This is a genomic window from Pseudomonas sp. S12(2018), from assembly GCF_024355235.1.
GTDB classification, from domain to species: Bacteria; Pseudomonadota; Gammaproteobacteria; order Pseudomonadales; family Pseudomonadaceae; genus Aquipseudomonas; species Aquipseudomonas palmensis.
Map to the genome: position 1 here is coordinate 148,568 of NZ_QLAD01000008.1, position 22,077 is coordinate 170,644.

Genomic DNA, 22,077 nt, shown 5'->3' on the forward strand with positions numbered 1-22,077 from the left:
GCAACAATGCCGCCAGGCGCCGATCAATGGGAATCATGGTGCCAGTGGCGCACTCCGCCTGCGCCTGATTGTGCCCGGCAACTGCCTATCTATTTGCAGTGCAGCTTTCCGGGCTTTGCCGTGTGGGTGGAACGCGCCGCCTGCTTGAGCCAGACGACCTTGGCCCTGGACGGCGGCTGCGCTTGCTGCATCGCTTCGGCACGACCCGGCGCCCCCTCCGGCAACGACGCCAGATAGGCCCTGATCACGTCGAATTCGGCGCGGCTCAGGCCACGCAGTTCCAGTTCGGCAGGCATTTCATCACGCAATCGAGCGGCCGTACGGGCGACATCCAGGGCAAGCCCCAGGCGATCGAGCAACCGCTCGTAAATCTCCGGCTTCAGTGGTTCCAGCTGCGACTCTCCCATCCGTTCACCTCATTGAAGATAAGATTCATCTCCCCCCACACGTCAGCTTAGCGGCACTCCCAAAACCAGCCCGTTGCCGCGACCAACGGAACGCCGGCCGATCCGGTGCAATCAGGGTTTCCCACGATGGACGGGGGTCATGTATGCTACGGCGTTCACTCTTGACACCGGATTGCCGGGCACAACGGTTTTGAACCAGCCTGGATAAGGTCTCCCATTTCTCAGCGCAAAGTAGCCATGCACGAACTCTATCAGCCCCGCGAAATCGAAGCCGCCGCCCAGTCTTACTGGAACGAGCACCACTCTTTTGACGTCAGTGAACAGCCAGGCAAGGACACCTACTACTGCCTGTCGATGTTCCCTTACCCAAGCGGCAAGCTACACATGGGGCACGTGCGCAACTACACCATCGGCGACGTGATCGCGCGCTACCAGCGCATGCTCGGCAAGAACGTCCTGCAGCCAATGGGCTGGGACGCCTTCGGCATGCCGGCGGAAAACGCCGCGATGAAGAACAACGTGGCACCGGCCAAGTGGACCTACGAAAACATCGATTACATGAAGACCCAGCTCAAGAGCCTGGGCCTGGCGATCGACTGGACCCGCGAGATCACCACCTGCAAGCCGGACTACTACCGCTGGGAGCAGTGGCTGTTCACCCGCCTGTTCGAAAAGGGCGTGATCTACCGCAAGAACGGCACCGTGAACTGGGACCCGGCCGACCAGACCGTACTGGCCAACGAGCAGGTCATCGACGGCCGTGGCTGGCGTTCCGGCGCGCTGATCGAAAAGCGCGAAATCCCGATGTACTACTTCAAGATCACCGCCTACGCCGACGAGCTGCTGGAAAGCCTCGACGAGCTGCCGGGCTGGCCTGAACAGGTCAAGACCATGCAGCGCAACTGGATCGGCAAGTCGCGCGGCATGGAAGTGCAGTTCCCCTACGACCAGGCCAGCATCGGCGAAGCGGGCACGCTGAAAGTCTTCACCACCCGCCCCGACACCCTGATGGGCGCCACCTACGTGGCAGTGGCCGCAGAGCACCCGCTGGCGACCCTCGCAGCCAAGGGCAACCCTGAGCTGCAGGCGTTCATCGACGAGTGCAAGAGCGGCAGCGTTGCCGAAGCCGACGTCGCCACCCAGGAGAAGAAGGGCCTGGCCACTTCGCTGCTGGTCGAGCACCCGCTGACCGGCGAGAAGCTCCCGGTGTGGGTCGCCAACTACGTGCTGATGCACTACGGCGACGGCGCAGTCATGGCCGTACCGGCCCACGACGAACGCGACTTCGAGTTCGCCACCAAGTACAAGCTGCCGATCAAGACCGTGGTGCGCACCAGTGCCGGCGATCAAGTGGGCAGCGAATGGCAGGCCGCCTACAACGAGCACGGCCAGCTGATCAACTCCGGCGCGTTCGACGGCCTGGACTTCCCCGGCGCCTTCGATGCCATCGAAGCCGCCCTGATCACCAAGGGCCTGGGCCAATCCCGCACCCAGTTCCGCCTGCGCGACTGGGGCATCAGCCGCCAGCGCTACTGGGGCTGCCCGATCCCGATCATCCATTGCGACGCCTGTGGCGACGTACCGGTGCCGGAAGACCAACTGCCGGTCATCCTGCCGGAGAACGTGGTTCCGGACGGCGCCGGCTCGCCGCTGGCGCGCCTGCCTGAATTCTACGAATGCAGCTGCCCGAAATGCGGCCAGCCGGCCAAGCGCGAAACCGACACCATGGACACCTTCGTCGAGTCGTCCTGGTACTTCGCCCGTTATGCCTCGCCCAACTACGACCAGGGCCTGGTCGACCCTAAGGCGGCCAACCACTGGCTGCCGGTCGATCAATACATCGGCGGTATCGAGCACGCGATCCTGCACCTGCTGTACGCGCGCTTCTTCCACAAGCTGATGCGCGACGAAGGGCTGGTCACCTCCAACGAGCCGTTCAAGAACCTGCTGACCCAGGGCATGGTCGTGGCCGACACCTACTACCGTGTCGCCAGCAACGGCGGCCAGGACTGGTTCAACCCGGCCGACGTCGAAGTCGAGCTGGATGCCAAGGGCAAGGCCATCAGTGCACGCCTGAAGACCGACGGCCTGCCGGTGATCATCGGTGGCACCGAAAAGATGTCCAAGTCCAAGAACAACGGCGTCGACCCGCAATCGATGATCGAAGCCTACGGTGCCGACACCTGCCGCCTGTTCATGATGTTCGCTTCGCCGCCCGACATGAGCCTGGAATGGTCAGACTCCGGCGTCGAGGGTGCCAACCGCTTCCTGCGCCGCGTCTGGCGCCTGGCCCAGGCCCACGTTGGCCAGGGTCTGCCGGGCAAGCTGGAGCTGGGCAACCTGAACGACGCACAGAAGCTGGTACGCCGTGCCACCCATTCGGCGATCCGCCAGGCCAGCATCGACGTGGGCCAGCACAACAAGTTCAACACCGCCATCGCCCAGGTGATGACCCTGATGAACGTGCTGGAAAAGGCCTCGCAAGCCACCGACCTGGACCGTGCACTGATCCAGGAAGGCCTGGAGACCGTGGCCCTGATACTGGCGCCGATCACCCCGCACATCAGCCACGAGCTGTGGCAGCGCCTGGGCCACACCCAGGCCATCATCGATGCCGGCTGGCCGGCGGTCGACGAAAGCGCGCTGGTGCAGGACACCCTCGAACTGGTCATCCAGGTCAACGGCAAACTGCGCGGGCACATCGAAATGCCGGCCGGCGCCAGCCGTGAAGAAATCGAGGCCGCCGCGCGCAGCAACGAGAACGTGCTGCGTTTCACCGAAGGCCTGAGCATCCGCAAGGTCATCGTGGTACCTGGCAAGCTGGTCAATATCGTCGCCAACTGAGAGCAACGGGCGCCTTGATGGCGCCCGCACCGCCTACAAGGTTCAAGGGAGCAACAAGATGATCAAACGCAATCTGCTGGTGATGGGCCTGGCGGTCCTGCTCAGCGCCTGCGGTTTCCAGCTGCGTGGCACCGGTGTCACCGAGCTGAGCCTCAAGGAAATCGACCTGAGCGCGCGCAATGCCTATGGCGAAACCGTGACCCAGCTGCGCCAGGTACTGCAAACCAGCGGCGTCAACGTGCACACAGGTGCGCCGTACAAGCTGATCCTGACCAACGAACAGGAAAACCAGCGCGCGGCCAGCTATGCCGGCGCCGGCCGTTCGGTGGAGTACGAGCTGACCACCGAGCTTAGCTACGAGATCAAGGGCCTGGACAACCTGAGCCTGCTGAACGACAAGATCGAAGTGCAGAAGGTCTACGTGCACGACAGCAACAACCTGACCGGTTCCGATCAGGAAGCCGGCCAGATCCGTGACGAGATTCGTCGCGAGCTGGTGCAGCGCATGGTGCTGCGCCTGCAGCAACTGACCCCCGAGCAGCTCGACAGCCTGCAACAGCAGGCCGATGAGCGGGCCAAGGCCGAAGCCCAGGCGCTTGAAGCTGCACGCCGTGCCCAGGATGCAACCCCCCAGCAATCGCCGCTGGAACTGCCGGCCAACTGAGCCTGAACGGGGCGCTTCGGCGCCCCGTCTATCTGTCCTATGAAGCTCACACCTGCCCAACTGCCCAAACACCTGCAAGGCAACCTCGCACCGGTCTACGTGATCAGTGGCGACGACCCGTTGCTGTGCCAGGAAGCCGCCGATGCGGTGCGCCTGGCGGCTCGCCAGCAAGGGTTCGACGAACGCCAGGTGTTCAGCGCCGACGCCAACTTCGACTGGGGCACCCTGCTGCAGGCCGGTGCCAGCCTGTCGCTGTTCGCGCAAAAGCGTGTGCTGGAGCTGCGCCTGCCATCGGGCAAGCCCGGCGACAAGGGCGCGGCGGCACTGATCGAATACTGTGCGCGCCCGGCCGACGACACCCTGCTGCTGGTCAGCCTGCCCAAGCTTGATGGCAGCGCGCAGAAGACCAAGTGGGGCAAGGCCCTGATCGAAGGCCAGCAGGTGCAGTTCGTGCAGATCTGGCCGGTCGACACCCAGCAGCTGCCGCAATGGATCAACCAGCGCCTGGCCCAGGCCGGGCTCTCGGCCCAGCGTGATGCGGTGGAGCTGATCGCCGCACGGGTCGAAGGCAACCTGCTGGCCGCAGCGCAGGAGATCGAAAAGCTCAAGCTGCTGGCCGACGGCAACACGATCACGGTGGAAACCGTGCAGGCAGCAGTGGCCGACAGTGCACGTTTCGACGTGTTTGGCCTGGTCGATGCGATCCTCAACGGCGAGGCCGCGCATGCGCTGCGCATGCTCGAGGGGCTGCGCGGCGAAGGGGTCGAGCCACCGGTGATCCTCTGGGCACTGGCGCGCGAGCTGCGTGTACTGGCCGGCCTGGCCCAGCAGTTCGCCCAGGGCGTGCCGCTGGACAAGGCGTTCAGCCAGGCTCGCCCGCCAGTGTGGGACAAGCGCAAGCCCTTGATGAGCAAGGCCCTGCAGCGTTACTCGGCGCAACGCTGGGCGCAGCTGCTGCAGGATGCCCAGCGCATCGATGCGCAGATAAAGGGCCAGGCCCAGGGCTCGCCCTGGGTGAGCCTGTCGCGGCTGTCGCTGTTGATGGCGGGTCAGCGGCTGGCATTGCCTGCCGAGTAACCCCCCTGACGGTCAGCACCGGCGAAGCTTCTGGGGGCCGCTGCGCAGCCCATCGCCGGCAATGCCGGCTCTGCCCTTGCCTGCGAGGGGTTCAGCGCCTATATTGCGCCCACACCCATCTGAGCAGGACCTCTGCCATGAGCAAAAAGCCCGCAAAGCACCGGCCCAACAAGGCCAAATCGATCATCGCCCAGCCCTTGTTCCGCAGCCGTCAGGAACCCGCCGGCAAAGGCAAAGGCAGCTACCGCCGCGAAGCCTTCCAATCGAGAGATTGGGAGGCTTCTCACTTTTTGGCCGCATGAAAGCAAGAAACCCACAGGCATGATATGGTCGTCACCTGACCTGAAATACCTGGACCCATGCATGCCCTTATGCCCCTCCCGTCGCCGGCAACTTCGCCAGCTGACCGCAGCTTCCAGCCTTATCCTGCTCGTCGCCTGTGCCGAGCAACCTACCGTCGCCGACACCCTGCCCCTGGCTCCCGCGCAACCTGCCCCGGTGGTCACCCTGCCCACCCCGAACACCGACGCCAGCCCGGAAATCCAGCCCCTGCAGACCTTTGCCCAATGGCAAGCCGGCTTTCGTCAGCAGGCCCTGCAGGCCGGCATCACCCCGGCCACCTTCGACCGCGCGTTCATCGGCATCACCCCCGACATGGACGTGATCAAGGCCGACCGCAGCCAACCCGAATTCACCCGGCCGGTGTGGGAATACCTCGAGGGCGCGCTGTCGCCCCTGCGCGTTCGCAACGGCAAGAAGCTGCTCGACCAGCATGCCGTTCTGCTCAGCCAGCTGGAGCAACGCTATGGCGTGGACCGCAGCGTACTGGTGTCGGTATGGGGCATGGAGAGCAACTTCGGCCAGTTCCAGGGCAGCAAGTCGGTGATCCGCTCCCTGGCCACCCTGGCCTATGAAGGACGCCGCCCGGCATTTGCCCAGGCGCAGCTGATCGCGGCCCTGCAGATCCTGCAGAACGGCGATATCCAGCCCGAGGCCATGCTGGGTTCGTGGGCCGGCGCAATGGGCCAGACCCAGTTCATCCCGACCACCTACAACACCCACGCCGTGGACTTCGACGGCGACGGTCGCCGCGACATCTGGAAGAGCTCGGCCGATGCGCTGGCCTCCACCGCGCACTACCTGCAAAGCTCCGGCTGGAAACGTGGCGAGCCCTGGGGCTTCGAAGTCCAGGTGCCAGGCAGCTTCGACTACTGGCTGGCCGATGGCAGCCTGCGCAAGAGCGTGGCGGAGTGGCAGCAACTGGGTGTGACCCTGCCAGCCGGTGCCCGTGCCCCGGCTGGTACCGAACAGCTGTCGGCCGCCCTGCTGCTGCCGGCGGGCGCCCGTGGCCCGGCATTCCTGGTGCTGGACAACTTCCGCGCGATCCTCAAGTACAACAACTCGTCGTCCTATGCGCTGGCCGTAAGCCTGCTGGCGGAACGCTTCGACAACTCGGGCTTCATTCGCGGGTCGTGGCCCAAGGATGACCTGCCGCTGAGCCGCAGCGAGCGGATCGAGCTGCAGCAACTGCTCAGCGCCAACAATTATGACGCGGGTACCGCAGACGGGATCATCGGCGCCAACACGCGCAAGGCCATCCGCAGTGCGCAGCAGGCGCAGGGCTGGCCGGCCGATGGCTACCCGACGCACAAGCTGCTGGAAAGCCTGCGCAAGCGCTGACAGCGCGACGGCAGGGCCGGCTCCCACAGCCTGTAGGAGCCGGCCTTGCCGGCGAAGAAGCCAGTGAAGCCATCAACAAAAAGGCCCCCGTACCATCGCTGGTACGGGGGCCTTTTTTCAGCCAGTCACACGCCGGTCACAGCTTGATCTTGGCCTCGTGCGCCTGTTGGTCGGCATGGTACGACGAACGCACCAGCGGGCCCGAGGCGACGTTCTTGAAGCCCATCTTGTAGCCTTCCTCGGCGAACCAGGCGAAGGTGTCCGGGTGCACGAAACGCTGCACCGGCAAGTGGCTGCGCGATGGCTGCAGGTACTGGCCCAGGGTCAGCATGTCGATGTTGTGCTCGCGCATGCGATGCATCACCTCGATCACTTCCTCGTCGGTCTCGCCCAGGCCCAGCATCAGGCCGGACTTGGTCGGTACGTGCGGCACCAGCTCCTTGAACTTCTGCAGCAGGGTCAGCGACCACTGGTAGTCCGAACCCGGACGCGCGGCCTTGTACAGGCGCGGCACGGTTTCCAGGTTGTGGTTGAACACATCCGGCGGCTCTTGGGCCGTGATCGCCAGTGCCACGTCCATGCGTCCGCGGTAGTCCGGCACCAGGGTTTCCAGCTGCACGCCCGGCGACAGCTTGCGGATCTCGCGCAGGCAGTCGGCAAAGTGCTGGGCACCGCCGTCACGCAGGTCGTCGCGGTCCACCGAGGTGATCACCACGTACTTCAGGCGCAGGTCGGCGATGGCCACGGCCAGGTTCATCGGCTCGTCGACATCCAGCGCTTTGGGCCGGCCGTGGCCGACGTCGCAGAACGGGCAGCGACGGGTGCAGATGTCACCCATGATCATGAAGGTGGCGGTGCCGCCCGAGAAGCACTCGCCCAGGTTCGGGCAGGAAGCCTCTTCGCACACGCTGTGCAGCTTGTGCTTGCGCAGCAACTGCTTGATGCGGTCGACTTCCGGCGACACCGGGATGCGCACGCGGATCCAGTCAGGTTTTTTCGGCAGTTCCTCGGTCGGGATGATCTTGACCGGGATACGTGCAACCTTTTCGGCGCCACGCAGCTTGACGCCAGCTTCGACCTTGGGCCGTGGGGCCGGGCGCGCGCTGACGTCCTGAGTGGGAATAAGGGTTTGCTGCGGTTCTTGCACAACAGTATTCATATTCAGTCGATTCCGCCCGCAAGGGTCGTCTGCTCAGCATAGTCGAGGTGCTTGACCAGCTGCCCGCGCAGCCTTGCCCTTACCTCGGTGAGTTCGATCGGGCCTGCCTGATCGCGCAGCTGGGTCATGGCCAGCCCCGCATACCCGCAGGGGTTAATCCGGCGGAATGGCGCAAGGTCCATGTCCACGTTCAAGGCAAGGCCATGGAAAGAACAGCCATTGCGAATGCGCAAGCCGAGGGAGGCGATCTTCGCCCCGTCGACGTAGACGCCAGGCGCGTCGGGCTTGGCCGCCGCCTCGACGCCATAACTGCCCAGCAGCTCGATCAGGCAGCGCTCCATGCGGCTGACCAGGTCACGCACGCCAAAGCCCAGGCGGCGTACATCGAGCAACAGGTAGGCCACCAGCTGACCCGGTCCATGGTAGGTCACCTGGCCACCGCGGTCGGTCTGCACCACCGGGATATCTCCCGGCAGCAGCAGGTGCTCGGCCTTGCCGGCCTGGCCCTGGGTGAACACCGGCGGGTGTTCAACCAGCCACACTTCATCGGCCGTGCCCGGGCCACGCTGGTCGGTGAACCGACGCATGGCCTCGAGCACGGCCGTGTAAGGCAGCAGGCCGAGGTCGCGAAAGCCGAGGCTGGCCGACATCAGAGCACCATTTTCACGATTCCGGTCGCGCGCAGGGCACTGTTGATGTTCTGCAACTGGTCTTCACTGGTGGCAATGATGTGCAGCTGCACCGTGGTGTACTTGCCTTCCTTGCTCTGGCGCTCGGCCAGGGTCTTGAGGTCGACCTCGGCATATTTCTTGAGAATCTCGATCACCGTGTCCCTGAAATGGACCACGGTGTCGCCGATTATCTTGATCGGGTAATCAGCGCAGGGGAATTCGATCTTGTGCGACTTGACGTCTGGTTCGGTCATGGCAGTAACGGCCTCGTAAGCCGTGGCAACAACAATGCCCCCGCGTGAGTGTGCGGGGGCATGGCAGGTCACGATATCAGTTGAACAGCCCGTAGAAGAATAGCCGAATGCTATCCCACGCACGACGCAGGAAACCACCTTCCTCCACGTCGTCCAGCGCGATCAGGTCGGCGCTGTGTACCACATTGTCATCCAGTTTGACTTCCACTTTACCGATCACGTCACCTTTGGCGATGGGCGCGGTCAGCTGCGGGTTCATGGTCATGCTTGCAGCCAGCTTCTTCAATTGGCCTTTAGGCAAAGTCATGCTCAGGTCTTCGGCAAGACCTGCCTTGACCTGGGCTGTCTTGCCCTTCCACACCGGCGCCTGGGCCAGTTCGGTGCCCTTCTGGTAGAAGGTCTGGGTCTCGAAGAAGCGGAAACCGTAGGTCAGCAGCTTCTGGGTTTCGGCAGCGCGCGATTGCTCGCTGTTGGTACCGAACACCACGGCGATCAGGCGCATGCCGTCACGTACTGCCGAGGACACCATGCAGTAGCCCGCCTCGTCGGTGTGGCCGGTCTTCAGGCCGTCGACGGTCTTGTCGCGCCACAGCAGCAGGTTGCGGTTGGGCTGCTTGATGTTGTTCCAGAAGAATTCCTTTTGCGAGTAGATCGCGTAGTGCGCCGGATCCTCGTGGATGATCGCCCGTGCCAGCACCGCCATGTCGTGCGCCGAGGAGTAGTGCTCGGGGTTCGGCAGGCCGGTGGGGTTCATGAAGTGGCTGTTGCTCATGCCCAGGTCGGTGGCAGTCTTGTTCATCATGTCGGCGAAGGCGTCTTCACTGCCGGCGATGTGCTCGGCCAGGGCGACGCTGGCGTCGTTGCCGGACTGGATGATGATGCCGTGCAGCAGGTCGCTGACGCTGACCTGGGTGCCGACCTTGATGAACATGCGCGAACCGCCGGTACGCCAGGCGTTTTCGCTGACGGTGACCGGATCGTTCTCGCCGATCTGCCCGCGACGGATGTCCAGGGTGGCGATGTAGGCGGTCATCAGCTTGGTCAGGCTCGCCGGAGGCAGGCGCTGGTCGCCATTGTTCTCGACCAGGATGTTGCCGCTGGAGGCTTCCATGAGCACGTAGGACTTGGCTGCCAGTTGCGGCGGCGACGGCATCATCTGCTCTGCCGCGAAAGCGGCAGGAGCGATCATCAGCGGTACAAGCAGGCAAAGGCGTTTGGCAAAGCTGGTTATGTTCATCCGTCTCTCGAAATGGCTATTGGGCTCATGCCCTCGCGGGCAAAACGTATTCCAGGCGCTGGGCCTGGCGAGCAAAACGGCCATTGTACATGGCTGCTCTGCCCGACTGCATGACAAACCGATCAGTCCCCCCGATCAATCTGCCGTGACGACTTTGGGTTGCCCCAGGTTGGCCAGGCGCACGCTGTCCTGCATCTGCTGGGCCTCGCCCTGGCTGTTGATCGGCCCCAGGCGCACGCGGTGCAGGGTCTGCTGGTTGCGCACGATGGAACTGATGAACACCGGCGCGCTGACCATGCCGCTGAGCTTGGAGCGCAGCAGTTCGGCCGCATCCGGGTTGGCGAACGCGCCGACCTGCAAGTAAAGACCATTGCTGGCCGGCCCGCTGCCGTTGTTGGCAACCTGCACCGGCACCACGGCCGCCGCGTGCTGCTGCGGCGGCGGGGTCCATTGCTCGACGGTGCCGGTACTGGCCGGCAGCGGCTGGGTCTGGGCCACCTGGGGCTGGTTGAGCACCATCGGCGCCTGCTGACCACGCTGGGCCCACCATTGCTGCGGGTCGATGCCCTCGACGCGCACCCGGGCGGTACCGGTTTCGGCGTAGCCGAGCTTCTTGGCCGCGGCGTAGGACAGGTCGATGATGCGGTCCGAATAGAACGGACCACGGTCGTTGACCCGCAGGATCACGCTGCGCTGGTTGTCCAGGTTGGTCACCTTGACGTAGGCCGGCAGTGGCAGGGTCTTGTGCGCCGCACTCATGCCGTACAGGTCGTACACCTCGCCATTGGCGGTGTTCTGCCCGTGGAACTTGGTGCCGTACCACGACGCCGTGCCCTCGGCGCGGTAGTTGCGCGAGTCCTGGATCGGGAAGTAGGTCTTGCCCAGCACCGTGTAGGGGTTGGCCTTGTAGTTGCCGGTGTGCACCGTTGGGGTGGCGTCGGGGATCTTCGAGACATCCACGTCCCACCACGGCGCGCCGTCCTTGTGGGCCCGGTTGATGTCCAGGCCCGGCTTGGCGCGAACCACGTTGCTGCCACCTTGCGGCGTCGGGCGGCTGGAGGAGCAGCTGACCAGCAACAGGCCCAGGGCCGCGCAACCGATCAGTTTGAGAGATGTGTCAGTAAACAGTACGCGCATTACCTGGCGCCCCTTGCCTGGACCAGCTGATCCGAGAGTTGATGTACCGCCATGGCGTACATCACGCTGCGGTTGTAGCGAGTGATCGCGTAGAAATTCTTCAGGCCCAGCCAGTATTCCGGGCCGTTGTCGCCTTCGAGCCGGAAGGCGGTGACCGGCAGATCATCGCGCAGCGCATCATGACTCGACCAGCCCAGTGCCCGCAACTGCGCGACGGTCTTGACCGCCTCGATACCCGGGCTCAGGCCCTCGTCGACACGTTCGCCACGCACCTGGGCGCGGCTGACCACGCCCTCGCCGGCCACCCAGCCATGGCGCTTGAAGTAGCTGGCCACGCTGCCGATGGCATCGTCCGGGTTGGTCCAGATATTGATGTGGCCGTCGCCGTCGAAGTCCACGGCATAGGCGCGAAAGCTGCTGGGCATGAACTGCGGCAGGCCCATGGCGCCGGCGTACGAGCCCTTGAGGGTCAGCGGGTCGACCTGCTCTTCGCGGGCCAGCAGCAGGAACTCGCGCAGCTCCTTGCGGAAGAACTCGGCCCGCGGCGGGTAATCGAAGCCCAGGGTCGACAGCGCGTCGATCACCCGGTAATTGCCGGTGTTGCGGCCAAAGAAGGTCTCCACGCCGATGATCGCCACGATCACCTGGGCAGGCACGCCGTATTCCTTTTCGGCGCGCGCCAGGGTGGCCTCGTGCTGGCGCCAGAAGTCCACACCGCGGGCGATGCGCGCGTCGGTGATGAACATCGGCCGGTATTCCTTCCACGGCTTGACCCGCTCGGCCGGGCGCGAGATCGCATCCAGGATCGACTGCTTGCGCTGCGCCTCGCGAAACACCGCCATCAGTTGCTCGCCGGCAAAGCCGTAGTCGCGGGTCATCTCGCCGACGAACTCGGCCACCTGGGGCGAGCCGTCATAATCGGCGGCACTCGCCTGCTGACCTGGGGCCAGCAGCCCCAACAGCCCGACCCAGGGGGCACAGCGAGCCACCCAGCCACGCATTGCTTGCATTGAATTGTTCACCTTATTCAAACCTGCGCGATCCATTTGCGGTGCGTGTGGATCGACATCAAAACCCCAAACGCTGACAGCAGCGTCACGAGCGAAGTTCCGCCATAGCTGATGAAGGGCAGCGGCACGCCCACCACGGGCAACAGGCCGCTCACCATACCGATATTGACGAACACGTATACGAAGAAGGTCATGGTCAGGCTGCCGGCCAGCAGCTTGCCGTACAGTGTCTGCGCCTGGGCCGTGATCACCAGGCCGCGACCGATCAGCAGCAGGTAGATCAGCAGCAGCGCGCAGATGCCCACCAGGCCGAATTCCTCGCCGAGCACGGCGATGATGAAGTCGGTGTGGCTCTCGGGCAGAAAGTCCAGGTGCGACTGGGTGCCGAGCAGCCAACCCTTGCCGAATACCCCACCCGAGCCGATCGCCGCCTTGGACTGGATGATGTTCCAGCCGGTGCCCAACGGGTCGCTTTCCGGGTCGAGGAAAGTCAGCACGCGCTGCTTCTGGTAGTCGTGCATGACGAAGAACCACATCGCCACCGCCACCGGCACTGCCGCCGCCAGCACGCTGAGGATCCAGCGCCAGCGCAGCCCGCCCATGAACAGCACGAACGCGCCCGAGGCCAGGATCAGCAACGCGGTGCCCAGGTCGGGCTGGCGCACGATGAGAATGAACGGCACACCGATCAGGATCAGGCTGATCATCACGTGCTTGAGGTGCGGCGGCAGGGTGCGCTTGGCCAGGTACCAGGCGATGGTCGCCGGCATGATGATCTTCATGAACTCCGACGGCTGGAAGCGGATCACCCCGGGGATGTTGATCCAGCGCGTGGCGCCCATGGCGTTGTGGCCCATCACGTCCACCACCACCAGCAGGATCACCCCGCCGACGTACGCCAGTGGCACCCAGCGCGCCATGAAGCGTGGCTCCAGCTGGGCGATGACGAACATCGACACCAGGCCCAGGCCGAACGAGGACGCCTGCTTGAGCAGCATGTCCCAGTTCTTGCCGCTGGCCGAATACAGCACGAACAGGCTGCCGGCGGCCAGGGTCAGCAGCAGCACCAGCAGCGGGCCGTCGACGTGGATGCGCTGCAGGAAGCTGGCGCGGCGGCGCATCACGTCCTCGCTGGAGAGCATGCGATCGAAATTACTCTTCACGGGCCGTTTCCTGCGCGGTTGTAGGGTTGGCTGGCGGGGCGGCCGGGGTGGTCACCGACACATTGGTCGGGGCGCCCGCGGGGTTGGCGTATTCAGGCTTGAGGCGACCGTTCTGGTCGAGCAGCCAGGCGTCCATCACCTGGCGCACCACGGGGGCGGCCACGCCGGAGCCGGACTCGCCGTTCTCGACCATCACCGACACCACGATCTTCGGGTTTTCGGCCGGGGCGAAGGACACGAACAGGGCGTGGTCGCGGTGACGCTCCTGCACCTTGTTGCGGTCATACTTCTCGCCCTGCTTGATCGCGACCACCTGCGCAGTACCACTCTTGCCGGCGATGCGGTACTGCGCGCCGATGGCGGCCTTGCGCGCGGTACCACGGGCACCGTGCATCACCATCTCCATGCCGTGGGTGACCCTGTTCCAGTCGGCCTTGTCACGCAGCACGATGTCTTCCATCGGGTTCTCGTCCACCGGGCGCACGCCCTCGACGGTCTTGGCCAGGTGCGGGCGGTTCCACTTGCCCTTGCTGGCGATCAGCGCGGTGGCCTGGGCCAGTTGCAGCGGCGTGGCCTGCATGTAGCCCTGGCCGATGCCGAGGATCAGTGTCTCGCCGGGGAACCAGGCCTGGCGCCGGGTCGCGCGCTTCCAGTCACGCGACGGCATCAGCCCGGAGGATTCCTCGAACATGTCCAGCGCGACCTTCTGGCCGATGCCGAAGCGGTTCATGTAGGCCGAAAGCCGGTCGATGCCGACCTTGTGCGCCAGGTCGTAGAAATAGGTGTCGTTGGAACGCATGATCGCCGTGTCGAGGTCGACCCAGCCATCACCGGTGCGGTTCCAGTTGCGGTACTTGTGGTCATAGTTGGGCAGTTGGTAGTAGCCCGGGTCGAACACCCGCGAGGTGGCCGTGACCGCGCCGGTGTCCAGGCCGACGATGGCCACTGCCGGCTTGATCGTCGACCCCGGCGGATACAGGCCGCGCAGTACGCGGTTGAACAGCGGGCGGTCGATCGAGTCGCGCAGCTCGGCATAGGCCTTGAAGCTGATGCCGGTGACGAAGGGGTTGGGGTCGAAGCTCGGCTGACTGACCATCGCCAGCACTTCACCTGTGTTCGGGTCGAGCGCCACGATCGCGCCACGACGACCGCCCAGCGCCGCTTCGGCGGCTTCCTGCAACTTGATGTCCAGGCTCAGGACGATGTCCTTGCCGGGGATCGGATCGGTACGCTTGAGCACCCGCAGCACCCGGCCACGGGCGTTGGTCTCGACCTCTTCGTAGCCGACCTGGCCATGCAGCTCGGCTTCGTAGAAGCGCTCGATACCGGTCTTGCCGATATGGTGGGTGCCACTGTAGTTGACCGGGTCGAGGGACTTGAGCTCTTTTTCGTTGATGCGCCCCACATAGCCGACCGAATGCGCAAAGTGCGCACCCTGCGGGTAATGGCGTACCAGCTGCGCCGCCACCTCCACACCCGGCAGACGGAACTGGTTCACCGCTATCCGGGCGATCTGCTCTTCGGTCAGCTCGAACAGGATCGGTACCGGCTCGAAGGGCCGACGCCCCTGGCGCATGCGTTTTTCGAACAGTGCCCGGTCGTCCTCGGTCAGCTCCAGCACCTCGACGATGGAATCGAGCACCTGCTGCCAGTCACCGGAACGCTCGCGGGTCATGGTGAGGCTGAAGCTTGGCCGGTTGTCGGCGACGATCACCCCGTTGCGGTCGAAGATCAGCCCGCGTGTCGGCGGGATCGGCTGCACATGCACCCGGTTGTTCTCCGACAGCGTGGAGTGGTAGTCGTACTGAATGACCTGCAGGTAGTACAGCCGGGCGATCAGCACGCAAATCAGCAGCACGATCGCGACTGCGCCGACCACGACGCGGCTACGCACCAGGCGGGCGTCTTTCTCGTGGTCCTTGAGGCGAATCGGCTGCGACATTGAAAAGGCTTACGACTATTTGTGGTAAGGGTGCCCGGACAACACGGTCCAGGCGCGGTACAGCTGCTCGCCGATCAGTATCCTTACCAACGGGTGCGGCAAGGTCAGCGGCGACAGCGACCAGCGCTGCTCGGCCCGCGCACAGACTTCCGGCGCCAGCCCTTCGGGGCCGCCGACCATGAAGTTGACGGTACGCGAGTCGAGGCGCCAGCGGTCCAGTTCGACCGCCAGCTGTTCGGTGCTCCACGGCTTGCCGTGCACCTCGAGGGTGACGATACGCTCGCCCGGCTGGACCTTGGCCAGCATGGCCTCGCCCTCCTGACGAATCAGGCGGGCAACGTCAGCATTCTTGCCGCGCGTGTTGAGCGGTATCTCCACCAGCTCCAGGGACAGCTCCGACGGCAGGCGCTTGGCATATTCATGCCAGCCGTCCTCGACCCATTTGGGCATGCGCGAGCCGACCGCGATCAGACGCAGACGCACGGGGCTACCTTATTCCTGGTCTTTGTTGAGCTTGGCGAAGTGCTCGTGGGTGTGCTCCGGGCTGTGGTGCTTGCCATCGGCGGCACGGCTCTGCTCGGCACCTTTCCACAGGCGCTCCAGGTCGTAGAACTGACGGGCCGAGGCGGTCATCATGTGCACGATGACGTCGTCCAGGTCCAGCAGCACCCAGTCGCTGTCGCCCTTGCCTTCTTCGCCCAGCGGACGAACGCCCTTCTCCTTGACCATCTGGCGGACCTTGTCCAGCATCGCGCTGATCTGACGGTTGGAGGTACCGGTGGCGATGATCATGTAGTCGGTGATGCTCTGCTTGTCGCGAACGTCGATGACCAGGACGTCCTGGGCCTTGACGTCTTCAAGGGCAGCTACCGCGACCTTGACCAGCTCTTCGCCTTTAATCATTTCTTGCTTGCTCATATAAAACTCATTCAACTCGTAGGTATGAGGCGCCGTTGGCGCACTCAGTTCGGCACACGGTACAGGCCGTGCGCATCGATATAGGCCAGTACTGCGTCCGGCACCAGAAACCGCACCGACTTGCCGCTGGCCAGCAGCTGTCGGATCTGCGTGGCCGACACCGACAAGGGTGTCTGCCAGACGAATGCTATGTGCCCGGCCGGCCCCTGCAGGGCTTGCGGGTCACTCACCGAACGTGCGGCCAGCAGGTTGCGCAGGGCATCCGGCGACTCGACGTCGGCATCCGGGCGCTGAAGCACCAGGATATGACAGTGTTGCAACAACTCTTCCCAGCGATGCCAGCTCGGCAGGCCGCAGAATGCGTCCCAGCCCAGCAGCAGGAACAACTGGTCGTCAGCGGCCATTTCGGCGCGCATCAGCTCCAGCGTATCGATGGTGTAGGACGGCTTGTCCCGGGCCAGCTCACGCGCATCGACGCTCAGCAGGGGCACGCCCTCGACCGCTCGTTCGACCATGGCCAGGCGATCCTGCGCCGACACCTGCGGCATGTCGCGGTGCGGCGGGCGCGCATTGGGCATCAGGCGCAGTTCGTCCAGCGTCAGCACTTCGGCCACCTCCAGCGCACTGCGCAGGTGACCGATGTGCACCGGATCGAACGTGCCGCCGAGCACGCCGATGCGCCGGGCGGGCGACGGCGTGGCAGCAACGGCGAGCGGGCTGTGCTCGGCCAAGGTCAGAACGACTCCTGACCGCGCAGCTGGCCGTCACCGATCACCACGTACTTCTCGCAGGTCAGCCCTTCCAGTCCGACCGGGCCGCGTGCATGCAGCTTGTCGGTGGAGATGCCGATCTCGGCCCCCAGGCCGTACTCGAAGCCGTCGGCAAAGCAGGTCGGGGTGTTGATCATCACCGACGAGGAGTCGACCTCGGCGGTAAAGCGCCGGGCCTGACCCTGGTGTTCGGTGACGATCGAATCGGTATGGTGCGAACCATAGTGGTTGATGTGCTCGATGGCCGCATCCAGGCCATCGACCACGCGAATCGACAGAATCGCCGCCAGGTACTCGGTGCTCCAGTCGTCTTCGCTGGCCGGCAGTGCCTCGATGATCTGCCGGGTGCGCTCGCAGCCCCGCAGCTCCACGCCCTTGTCGCGAAACTGGCTGGCCATCGCCGGCAGGAACGCCGCAGCGACCGACTGGTCGACCAGCAGGGTTTCCATGGCGCCGCAGATGCCGTAGCGATAGGTCTTGGCGTTGAAGGCGATGCGTTGGGCCTTGTCCAGCTCGGCGTGCTCGGCCACGTACACGTGGCAGATGCCGTCCAGGTGCTTGATCACCGGCACCCGTGCGTCGCGGCTGACCCGTTCGATCAGGCCCTTGCCGCCACGGGGCACGATCACGTCGACGTACTCGGGCATGCTGATCAGCGCGCCCACCGCCTCGCGGTCGGTGACCTCGACCACCTGCACCACCGCCGCGGGCAGGTCGGCCTCGGCCAGGCCGCGCTGGATGCAGGCGGCAATGGCACGGTTGGAATGAATGGCTTCGGAGCCGCCACGCAGGATGGTGGCGTTGCCCGACTTCAGGCACAGGCTGGCAGCGTCGATGGTCACGTTGGGGCGCGACTCGTAGATGATGCCGATGACGCCCAGCGGTACGCGCATCTTGCCGACCTGGATGCCGGAGGGGCGATAGCTCATGTCGCGGATGGCACCGACCGGGTCCGGCAGGCTGGCCACCTGGCGCAGGCCGACGATCATGCCGTCGATGCGGGCCGGGGTCAGCGCCAGGCGCTCGAGCATGGCCGGCTCCAGACCATTGGCGCGGCCGGCAGCCAGGTCCAGTTCGTTGGCGGCGCCCAGCTCGGCGCGGGCGGCGTCCAGGGCATTGGCGGCAGCGTGCAGGGCGCAGTTCTTCTGCGCGGTGCTGGCGCGGGCAATCACGCGCGCGGCCTCACGGGCGGCGCGACCCAGGCGGGTCATGTAGTCAAGAACGGACTCAGTCATGGGCTCAGTGTCTTGGCGGAGGGGAAAATCGGCTGATTATAACTGTCATGCAGGTATACGCCCAGCGGTGTCAGGCGGATGGTCGAAAACAGTGTATGAAGATGTACCGTAGCGCGTCCCTTCGCCGGCAAGGCCGGCTCCAGCAAAGCCCCGCCGCCGACCCGGACCATAAATTGCTATTATCGCGCCCATGACCGAATTCGCCCCCTGCCCGCCCCGGGCCCTCCCCGACAGCTTCTTCGACCGCGACGCCCAGACCCTGGCCAAGGCCCTGCTCGGCAAGGTAATCCGCCATCGTCAGGGCGAGCTGTGGCTGTCGGCGCGCATCATCGAGACCGAAGCCTATTACGTCACCGACAAGGGCAGCCACGCCTCGCTGGGCTACACCGAAAAACGCAAGGCCCTGTTCCTCGATGGCGGCCACATCTACATGTACTACGCCCGTGGCGGCGATTCGCTCAACTTCAGCGCCCACGGCCCCGGCAACGCGGTGCTGATCAAGTCGGCCTACCCCTGGGTGGATGCCGTCAGCGACCACAACAGCCTGGCGCAGATGCAGCTGAACAACCCCGACGCCAGCGGCCAGCCGCGCGCCGATCAGCGCCTGTGTGCCGGCCAGACCCTGCTATGCAAGGCCCTGGGGCTGAAAGTCCCGCACTGGGACGCCCAGCGTTTCGACCCCGAGCGGCTGTTCGTCGAAGACTGCGGCATAACCGTGAAACACATTATTCAGACCACACGCCTGGGCATTCCCCAAGGGCGCGACGAACATCTGCCCTACCGTTTCGTCGACGCCGACTTCGCCGCGCACTGCACCCGGAACCCGCTGCGCCGTGGGCAAGTCGAAGGCCGCGACTATTTCTTACTGACACAAGGAAACTGACACCATGGGCCCATGGCTCGACAGCCTGACCGGCTGGCTGACCGCGAACCCGCAATGGCTCGGCCTGGCAATCTTCATCGTGGCCTGCGTCGAATGCCTGGCCATCGCCGGGCTCATCGTGCCCGGCACCATCCTGCTGTTCGCCGTGGCGGTTCTCGCCGGCAGCGGCGCACTGGGCCTGAGCGAAACCCTGCTGCTGGGCTTTCTGGGCGGGCTGCTGGGCGATGCGATTTCCTACACCCTGGGCCGGCGCTTCCACCAGAACATCCGGCGCCTACCGCTGCTGCGCCACCACCCCGAATGGATCGGCAGCGCCGAGAGCTACTTCCAGCGCTATGGCATCGCCAGCCTGCTGGTGGGGCGCTTCATCGGCCCGCTGCGGCCGATGCTGCCGATGGTGGCGGGCATGTTCGACATGCCCTTGCCACGCTTCATCGCCGTCAGCCTGTTGGCAGGTGCCGGCTGGGCGGTGGCCTACCTGCTGCCCGGCTGGGCCACCGGCGCGGCCATGCGCCTGCCGCTGCCCGAAGGGTTCTGGACCGAAGCAGGCATCATCGCCGCCGGCCTCGCACTATTGATCGGCCTGAGCATCAGCACCAGCCTGCGCAGCAAGCGCTACGGCACACGGCTGATCGCCGGCCTGAGCCTGGTAATGCTGGCTGCGGTGTTCATCGGCTGGCCGTACCTGAACGATTTCGACCAGGGCCTGATGACGCTGGTGCAGGAACACCGCCGCGCCACGCTGGACGGCACCATCGTACTGATCACCCGCCTGGGCGACTTCCGCACGCAGTTCGTGGTGGGCGGTGTGCTCACCGGCCTGCTGCTGCTGAGCCGGCAGTGGCGCCCGGCGATCTTCGCCGCCTGCACGCTGATGGGCACGGCGCTGGCCAACGGCACACTCAAGTGGCTGTTCGCCCGCGCGCGCCCCGAAGTGCTCAGCGACCCGCTGACCTCCTACAGCATGCCCAGTGGCCACAGTTCGGCGTCATTCGCGTTCTTTCTGACGCTGGCGGTGCTGGCCGGTCGTGGCCAGCCGCCACGCATGCGCCTGACCTGGATTCTGCTGGGGTGCCTGCCGGCGATGTCGATTGCCCTGTCCAGGGTCTACCTGGGTGCACACTGGCCCACCGACATCCTCGCCGGCTCGCTGCTGGCCTGCTGCGTGTGCGCCGCCAGCCTGAGCCTGGTGCAGCACCGCGAACCGCTCGGCGCCATGCCGCTCAAGGTGTGGTGGCTGATCCTGCCGGCCTGCGCCGGCACCCTGGCGTTCTTCGCCCTGCATGCCTTGCCCCATGCCCTGCTGCGCTACCAGTACTGAGACCTAGGCGAACAACTCGCCCTGCAGCCGCTCGAGCAGCGCCTGGATCGCGTCCAGGCGCTGGCGGGGCGAATCGATGGCCAGCAGATCGAGCTTGTCTTCATCCTCGAAGGGCAGCAGGTAGGCCAGCTGGTTGGCCAGTGCCTGCTGGCCGATGACTTCGACCGGCATATCCAGTGCCGCCACCATCGGGTGCTCGCCCAGCGCGCCGAGCAATGCCAGCAGGTCGTGATCGTCCTCCTCCAGGGGGGCGTCGGGCTGTTCGCTGCGCCAGTTCACGTCGGCCAGCAGCAGTTGGTCCTTCTGCACCTCGTAGGGGCCGACATCGAAGCGCCGCACACCCTCGACGCGAATGCCCAGCAGGCCGTTGTCCTGCTGCTGGAAGTCGCGTATCAACGCCTCGCAGCCGATTGTCGCGAACCCCGACGGGGCATTGCCCACCTGCTCGCCTTCGAGGATGCACACCACGCCGAACCCGCCGCCCTGCTTCATGCAGCGGCCGATCATGTCCAGGTAACGCGCCTCGAAGATCTGCAGGTCGAGCTTGCAGCCGGGGAACAGCACGGTATTGAGTGGAAACAGGGGCAATGTCATCGAATATCCTCAGGCAACCAAGCTGACCGCCAACGGCAGGAACACCGCCGTGACCACTCCCATCAGGCTCATGCCCAGGGCCGCGAAGGCCCCGGTTTCCTCGCTTTCTTCCAACGCCACCGCCGTGCCCACCGCGTGCGCACTGATGCCCAGTGCCATGCCGCGGGCTTCCGGGCTGCTCACCCCGCAGGCCGACAGCAGGGCCGGGCCGAAGATCGCCCCGATCACCCCGGTGATCAGCACGAACACTGCCGCCAGCGCCGCCACCCCGCCGATCTGCTCGGCCACCAGCATCGCAATCGGCGAAGTCACCGACTTGGGCGCCATGGTCATCAGGATCATGTGTTCGGCACCGAACCACCAGCCCAGCAACAGGCAGGCACAGGTCGCGACCAGGCCGCCGATTACCAGCGTAGTCAAGGTCGGCCACAACAGCTGGCGAATACGCCGCAGGTTCAGGTAGAGCGGGACCGCCAGGGCCACGGTGGCCGGGCCCAGCAGGATGTTCATGATTTCGGTGCTCTTGCGGTACTCGGCATAGGACACGCCGCACGTCACCAGTACACCGATCACCACCAGCATCGATACCAGTACCGGCTGCAGGAAGATCCAGCGGGTCTTGTCGTAGGCCGCCAGCACCAGCTGATAGGCCCCCAGGGTGATACCGATGCCGAACAGCGGGTGGTGGATGACCGCATCGAGGGCGCCGTGCCAGTCCAGGCTCATGGCTTTTCCTCACGACGGGCCTGACGGGCAATCATCTTCTGCATGAGCACGCCACAGAACGCCAGGGCGATCAGCACCGACAGCACCAGCGAACCGACGATGGCCCAGAAGTCGGCAGCAATGTCGGCGGCGTACACCATCACCCCCACCGCCGGCGGCACCAGCAGCAACGGCAGGTAGCGCAGCAGGCTGCTGGCCGCCTCGCTCAACGGCGCACTGACCTCGCCGCGCAGCATCAGGTACGCCAGCAACAGCACCAGCCCGATGATCGGCCCCGGCAGCATCGACAGAAACAGGTGATTGATCGCCGTCCCCAGCAACTGGAACAGCACGAGCCACGTCAAACCACGCAACAACATTGCACTTCTCCCTCAGGCCTGGCGGC

23 protein-coding genes are annotated in these 22,077 nt (G+C 65.0%); 7 read left to right on the forward strand and 16 right to left on the reverse strand.

Translation table 11 applies throughout. The annotated features are described in order from the left end of the window. Positions 1-89: 89 nt before the first annotated feature. Positions 90-407, reverse strand: a complete 318-nt coding sequence (locus DN388_RS19620; RefSeq protein WP_043863893.1) for a hypothetical protein — start codon at positions 405-407, stop codon at positions 90-92. A gap of 237 nt (positions 408-644) precedes the next feature. Between DN388_RS19620 and leuS the strand changes: the two genes are divergently transcribed. The 5 genes from leuS (at position 645) to DN388_RS19645 (ending at position 6,672) form a co-directional block, all read left to right on the forward strand. Beyond that, a complete protein-coding gene (leuS, locus tag DN388_RS19625; RefSeq protein ID WP_054916346.1) occupies positions 645-3,251 on the forward strand; it encodes a leucine--tRNA ligase in 2,607 nt (868 codons plus the stop codon). A gap of 58 nt (positions 3,252-3,309) precedes the next feature. Continuing rightward, on the forward strand, positions 3,310-3,915 hold the full coding sequence (lptE, locus tag DN388_RS19630) for an LPS assembly lipoprotein LptE (RefSeq protein WP_054916345.1): 606 nt from the start codon (positions 3,310-3,312) through the stop codon (positions 3,913-3,915). A 39-nt stretch (positions 3,916-3,954) separates the two neighbouring features. Continuing rightward, positions 3,955-4,992 (forward strand): DNA polymerase III subunit delta, encoded by a 1,038-nt coding sequence (holA, locus tag DN388_RS19635; RefSeq protein ID WP_058540594.1) that lies wholly within the window; start codon positions 3,955-3,957, stop codon positions 4,990-4,992. Between the two features lie 137 nt (positions 4,993-5,129). Beyond that, positions 5,130-5,294 carry an alternative ribosome rescue factor ArfA gene (arfA, locus tag DN388_RS19640; protein WP_054916343.1) on the forward strand — a complete coding sequence of 55 codons (165 nt, stop codon included), beginning with the start codon at positions 5,130-5,132 and terminating at the stop codon, positions 5,292-5,294. A 61-nt stretch (positions 5,295-5,355) separates the two neighbouring features. Further along, positions 5,356-6,672 (forward strand): lytic murein transglycosylase, encoded by a 1,317-nt coding sequence (locus tag DN388_RS19645; protein ID WP_043863897.1) that lies wholly within the window; start codon positions 5,356-5,358, stop codon positions 6,670-6,672. Between the two features lie 136 nt (positions 6,673-6,808). Here the strand turns inward: DN388_RS19645 and lipA are convergent, their stop codons facing one another. The 12 genes from lipA to DN388_RS19705 form a co-directional block, all read right to left on the reverse strand. Then, positions 6,809-7,831, reverse strand: coding sequence for a lipoyl synthase (lipA, locus tag DN388_RS19650; protein WP_043863898.1), 1,023 nt, complete (start codon positions 7,829-7,831; stop codon positions 6,809-6,811). 2 nt (positions 7,832-7,833) lie between these two features. Next, complete coding sequence (lipB, locus tag DN388_RS19655; protein ID WP_043863899.1) at positions 7,834-8,481, reverse strand: lipoyl(octanoyl) transferase LipB; 648 nt, start codon at positions 8,479-8,481, stop codon at positions 7,834-7,836. Further along, positions 8,481-8,756, reverse strand: coding sequence for a DUF493 domain-containing protein (locus DN388_RS19660; RefSeq protein WP_043863900.1), 276 nt, complete (start codon positions 8,754-8,756; stop codon positions 8,481-8,483). Before DN388_RS19660 ends, lipB begins: the two co-directional genes overlap by 1 nt. A gap of 76 nt (positions 8,757-8,832) precedes the next feature. Beyond that, a complete protein-coding gene (locus DN388_RS19665) occupies positions 8,833-9,993 on the reverse strand; it encodes a D-alanyl-D-alanine carboxypeptidase family protein (RefSeq protein WP_043863901.1) in 1,161 nt (386 codons plus the stop codon). 135 nt (positions 9,994-10,128) lie between these two features. Further along, a complete protein-coding gene (locus tag DN388_RS19670; RefSeq protein ID WP_043863902.1) occupies positions 10,129-11,130 on the reverse strand; it encodes a septal ring lytic transglycosylase RlpA family protein in 1,002 nt (333 codons plus the stop codon). Beyond that, positions 11,130-12,140: a lytic murein transglycosylase B gene (gene mltB / locus DN388_RS19675; RefSeq protein WP_043863903.1), complete on the reverse strand. Its 1,011-nt coding sequence runs from the start codon at positions 12,138-12,140 to the stop codon at positions 11,130-11,132. The genes DN388_RS19670 and mltB overlap by 1 nt, the downstream gene beginning before the upstream one ends. Positions 12,141-12,157: 17 nt before the next feature. Continuing rightward, positions 12,158-13,261, reverse strand: a complete 1,104-nt coding sequence (rodA, locus tag DN388_RS19680) for a rod shape-determining protein RodA (RefSeq protein ID WP_043863944.1) — start codon at positions 13,259-13,261, stop codon at positions 12,158-12,160. 31 nt (positions 13,262-13,292) lie between these two features. After that, complete coding sequence (gene mrdA / locus DN388_RS19685; RefSeq protein WP_054916341.1) at positions 13,293-15,245, reverse strand: penicillin-binding protein 2; 1,953 nt, start codon at positions 15,243-15,245, stop codon at positions 13,293-13,295. Positions 15,246-15,260: 15 nt separating this feature from the next. Further along, a complete protein-coding gene (gene rlmH, locus DN388_RS19690; RefSeq protein WP_010222895.1) occupies positions 15,261-15,728 on the reverse strand; it encodes a 23S rRNA (pseudouridine(1915)-N(3))-methyltransferase RlmH in 468 nt (155 codons plus the stop codon). A gap of 9 nt (positions 15,729-15,737) precedes the next feature. After that, positions 15,738-16,163 carry a ribosome silencing factor gene (gene rsfS / locus DN388_RS19695; protein ID WP_088514344.1) on the reverse strand — a complete coding sequence of 142 codons (426 nt, stop codon included), beginning with the start codon at positions 16,161-16,163 and terminating at the stop codon, positions 15,738-15,740. 44 nt (positions 16,164-16,207) lie between these two features. Then, the gene (gene nadD / locus DN388_RS19700; RefSeq protein ID WP_043863906.1) at positions 16,208-16,894 is read right to left on the reverse strand and encodes a nicotinate-nucleotide adenylyltransferase; all 687 of its coding nucleotides are present in this window, start codon (positions 16,892-16,894) and stop codon (positions 16,208-16,210) included. Positions 16,895-16,896: 2 nt separating this feature from the next. Next, on the reverse strand, positions 16,897-18,168 hold the full coding sequence (locus DN388_RS19705) for a glutamate-5-semialdehyde dehydrogenase (RefSeq protein WP_255001822.1): 1,272 nt from the start codon (positions 18,166-18,168) through the stop codon (positions 16,897-16,899). A gap of 190 nt (positions 18,169-18,358) precedes the next feature. Between DN388_RS19705 and DN388_RS19710 the strand changes: the two genes are divergently transcribed. Both DN388_RS19710 and DN388_RS19715 read left to right on the forward strand, forming a co-directional pair. Continuing rightward, positions 18,359-19,051: a DNA-3-methyladenine glycosylase gene (locus DN388_RS19710; protein WP_043863908.1), complete on the forward strand. Its 693-nt coding sequence runs from the start codon at positions 18,359-18,361 to the stop codon at positions 19,049-19,051. A gap of 4 nt (positions 19,052-19,055) precedes the next feature. Further along, entirely contained in the window at positions 19,056-20,372 is a 1,317-nt protein-coding gene (locus tag DN388_RS19715) for a bifunctional DedA family/phosphatase PAP2 family protein (protein ID WP_054916340.1), read from the forward strand. A 3-nt stretch (positions 20,373-20,375) separates the two neighbouring features. Here the strand turns inward: DN388_RS19715 and DN388_RS19720 are convergent, their stop codons facing one another. From DN388_RS19720 to DN388_RS19730, 3 genes are read right to left on the reverse strand one after another with little or no spacing between them, the layout of a single operon-like run. After that, positions 20,376-20,966 carry an LON peptidase substrate-binding domain-containing protein gene (locus DN388_RS19720; protein ID WP_043863910.1) on the reverse strand — a complete coding sequence of 197 codons (591 nt, stop codon included), beginning with the start codon at positions 20,964-20,966 and terminating at the stop codon, positions 20,376-20,378. Positions 20,967-20,975: 9 nt separating this feature from the next. Next, the gene (locus DN388_RS19725; protein WP_173925073.1) at positions 20,976-21,686 is read right to left on the reverse strand and encodes an LrgB family protein; all 711 of its coding nucleotides are present in this window, start codon (positions 21,684-21,686) and stop codon (positions 20,976-20,978) included. 2 nt (positions 21,687-21,688) lie between these two features. Next, a complete protein-coding gene (locus DN388_RS19730; RefSeq protein ID WP_043863912.1) occupies positions 21,689-22,051 on the reverse strand; it encodes a CidA/LrgA family protein in 363 nt (120 codons plus the stop codon). Positions 22,052-22,077 lie beyond the last annotated feature (26 nt).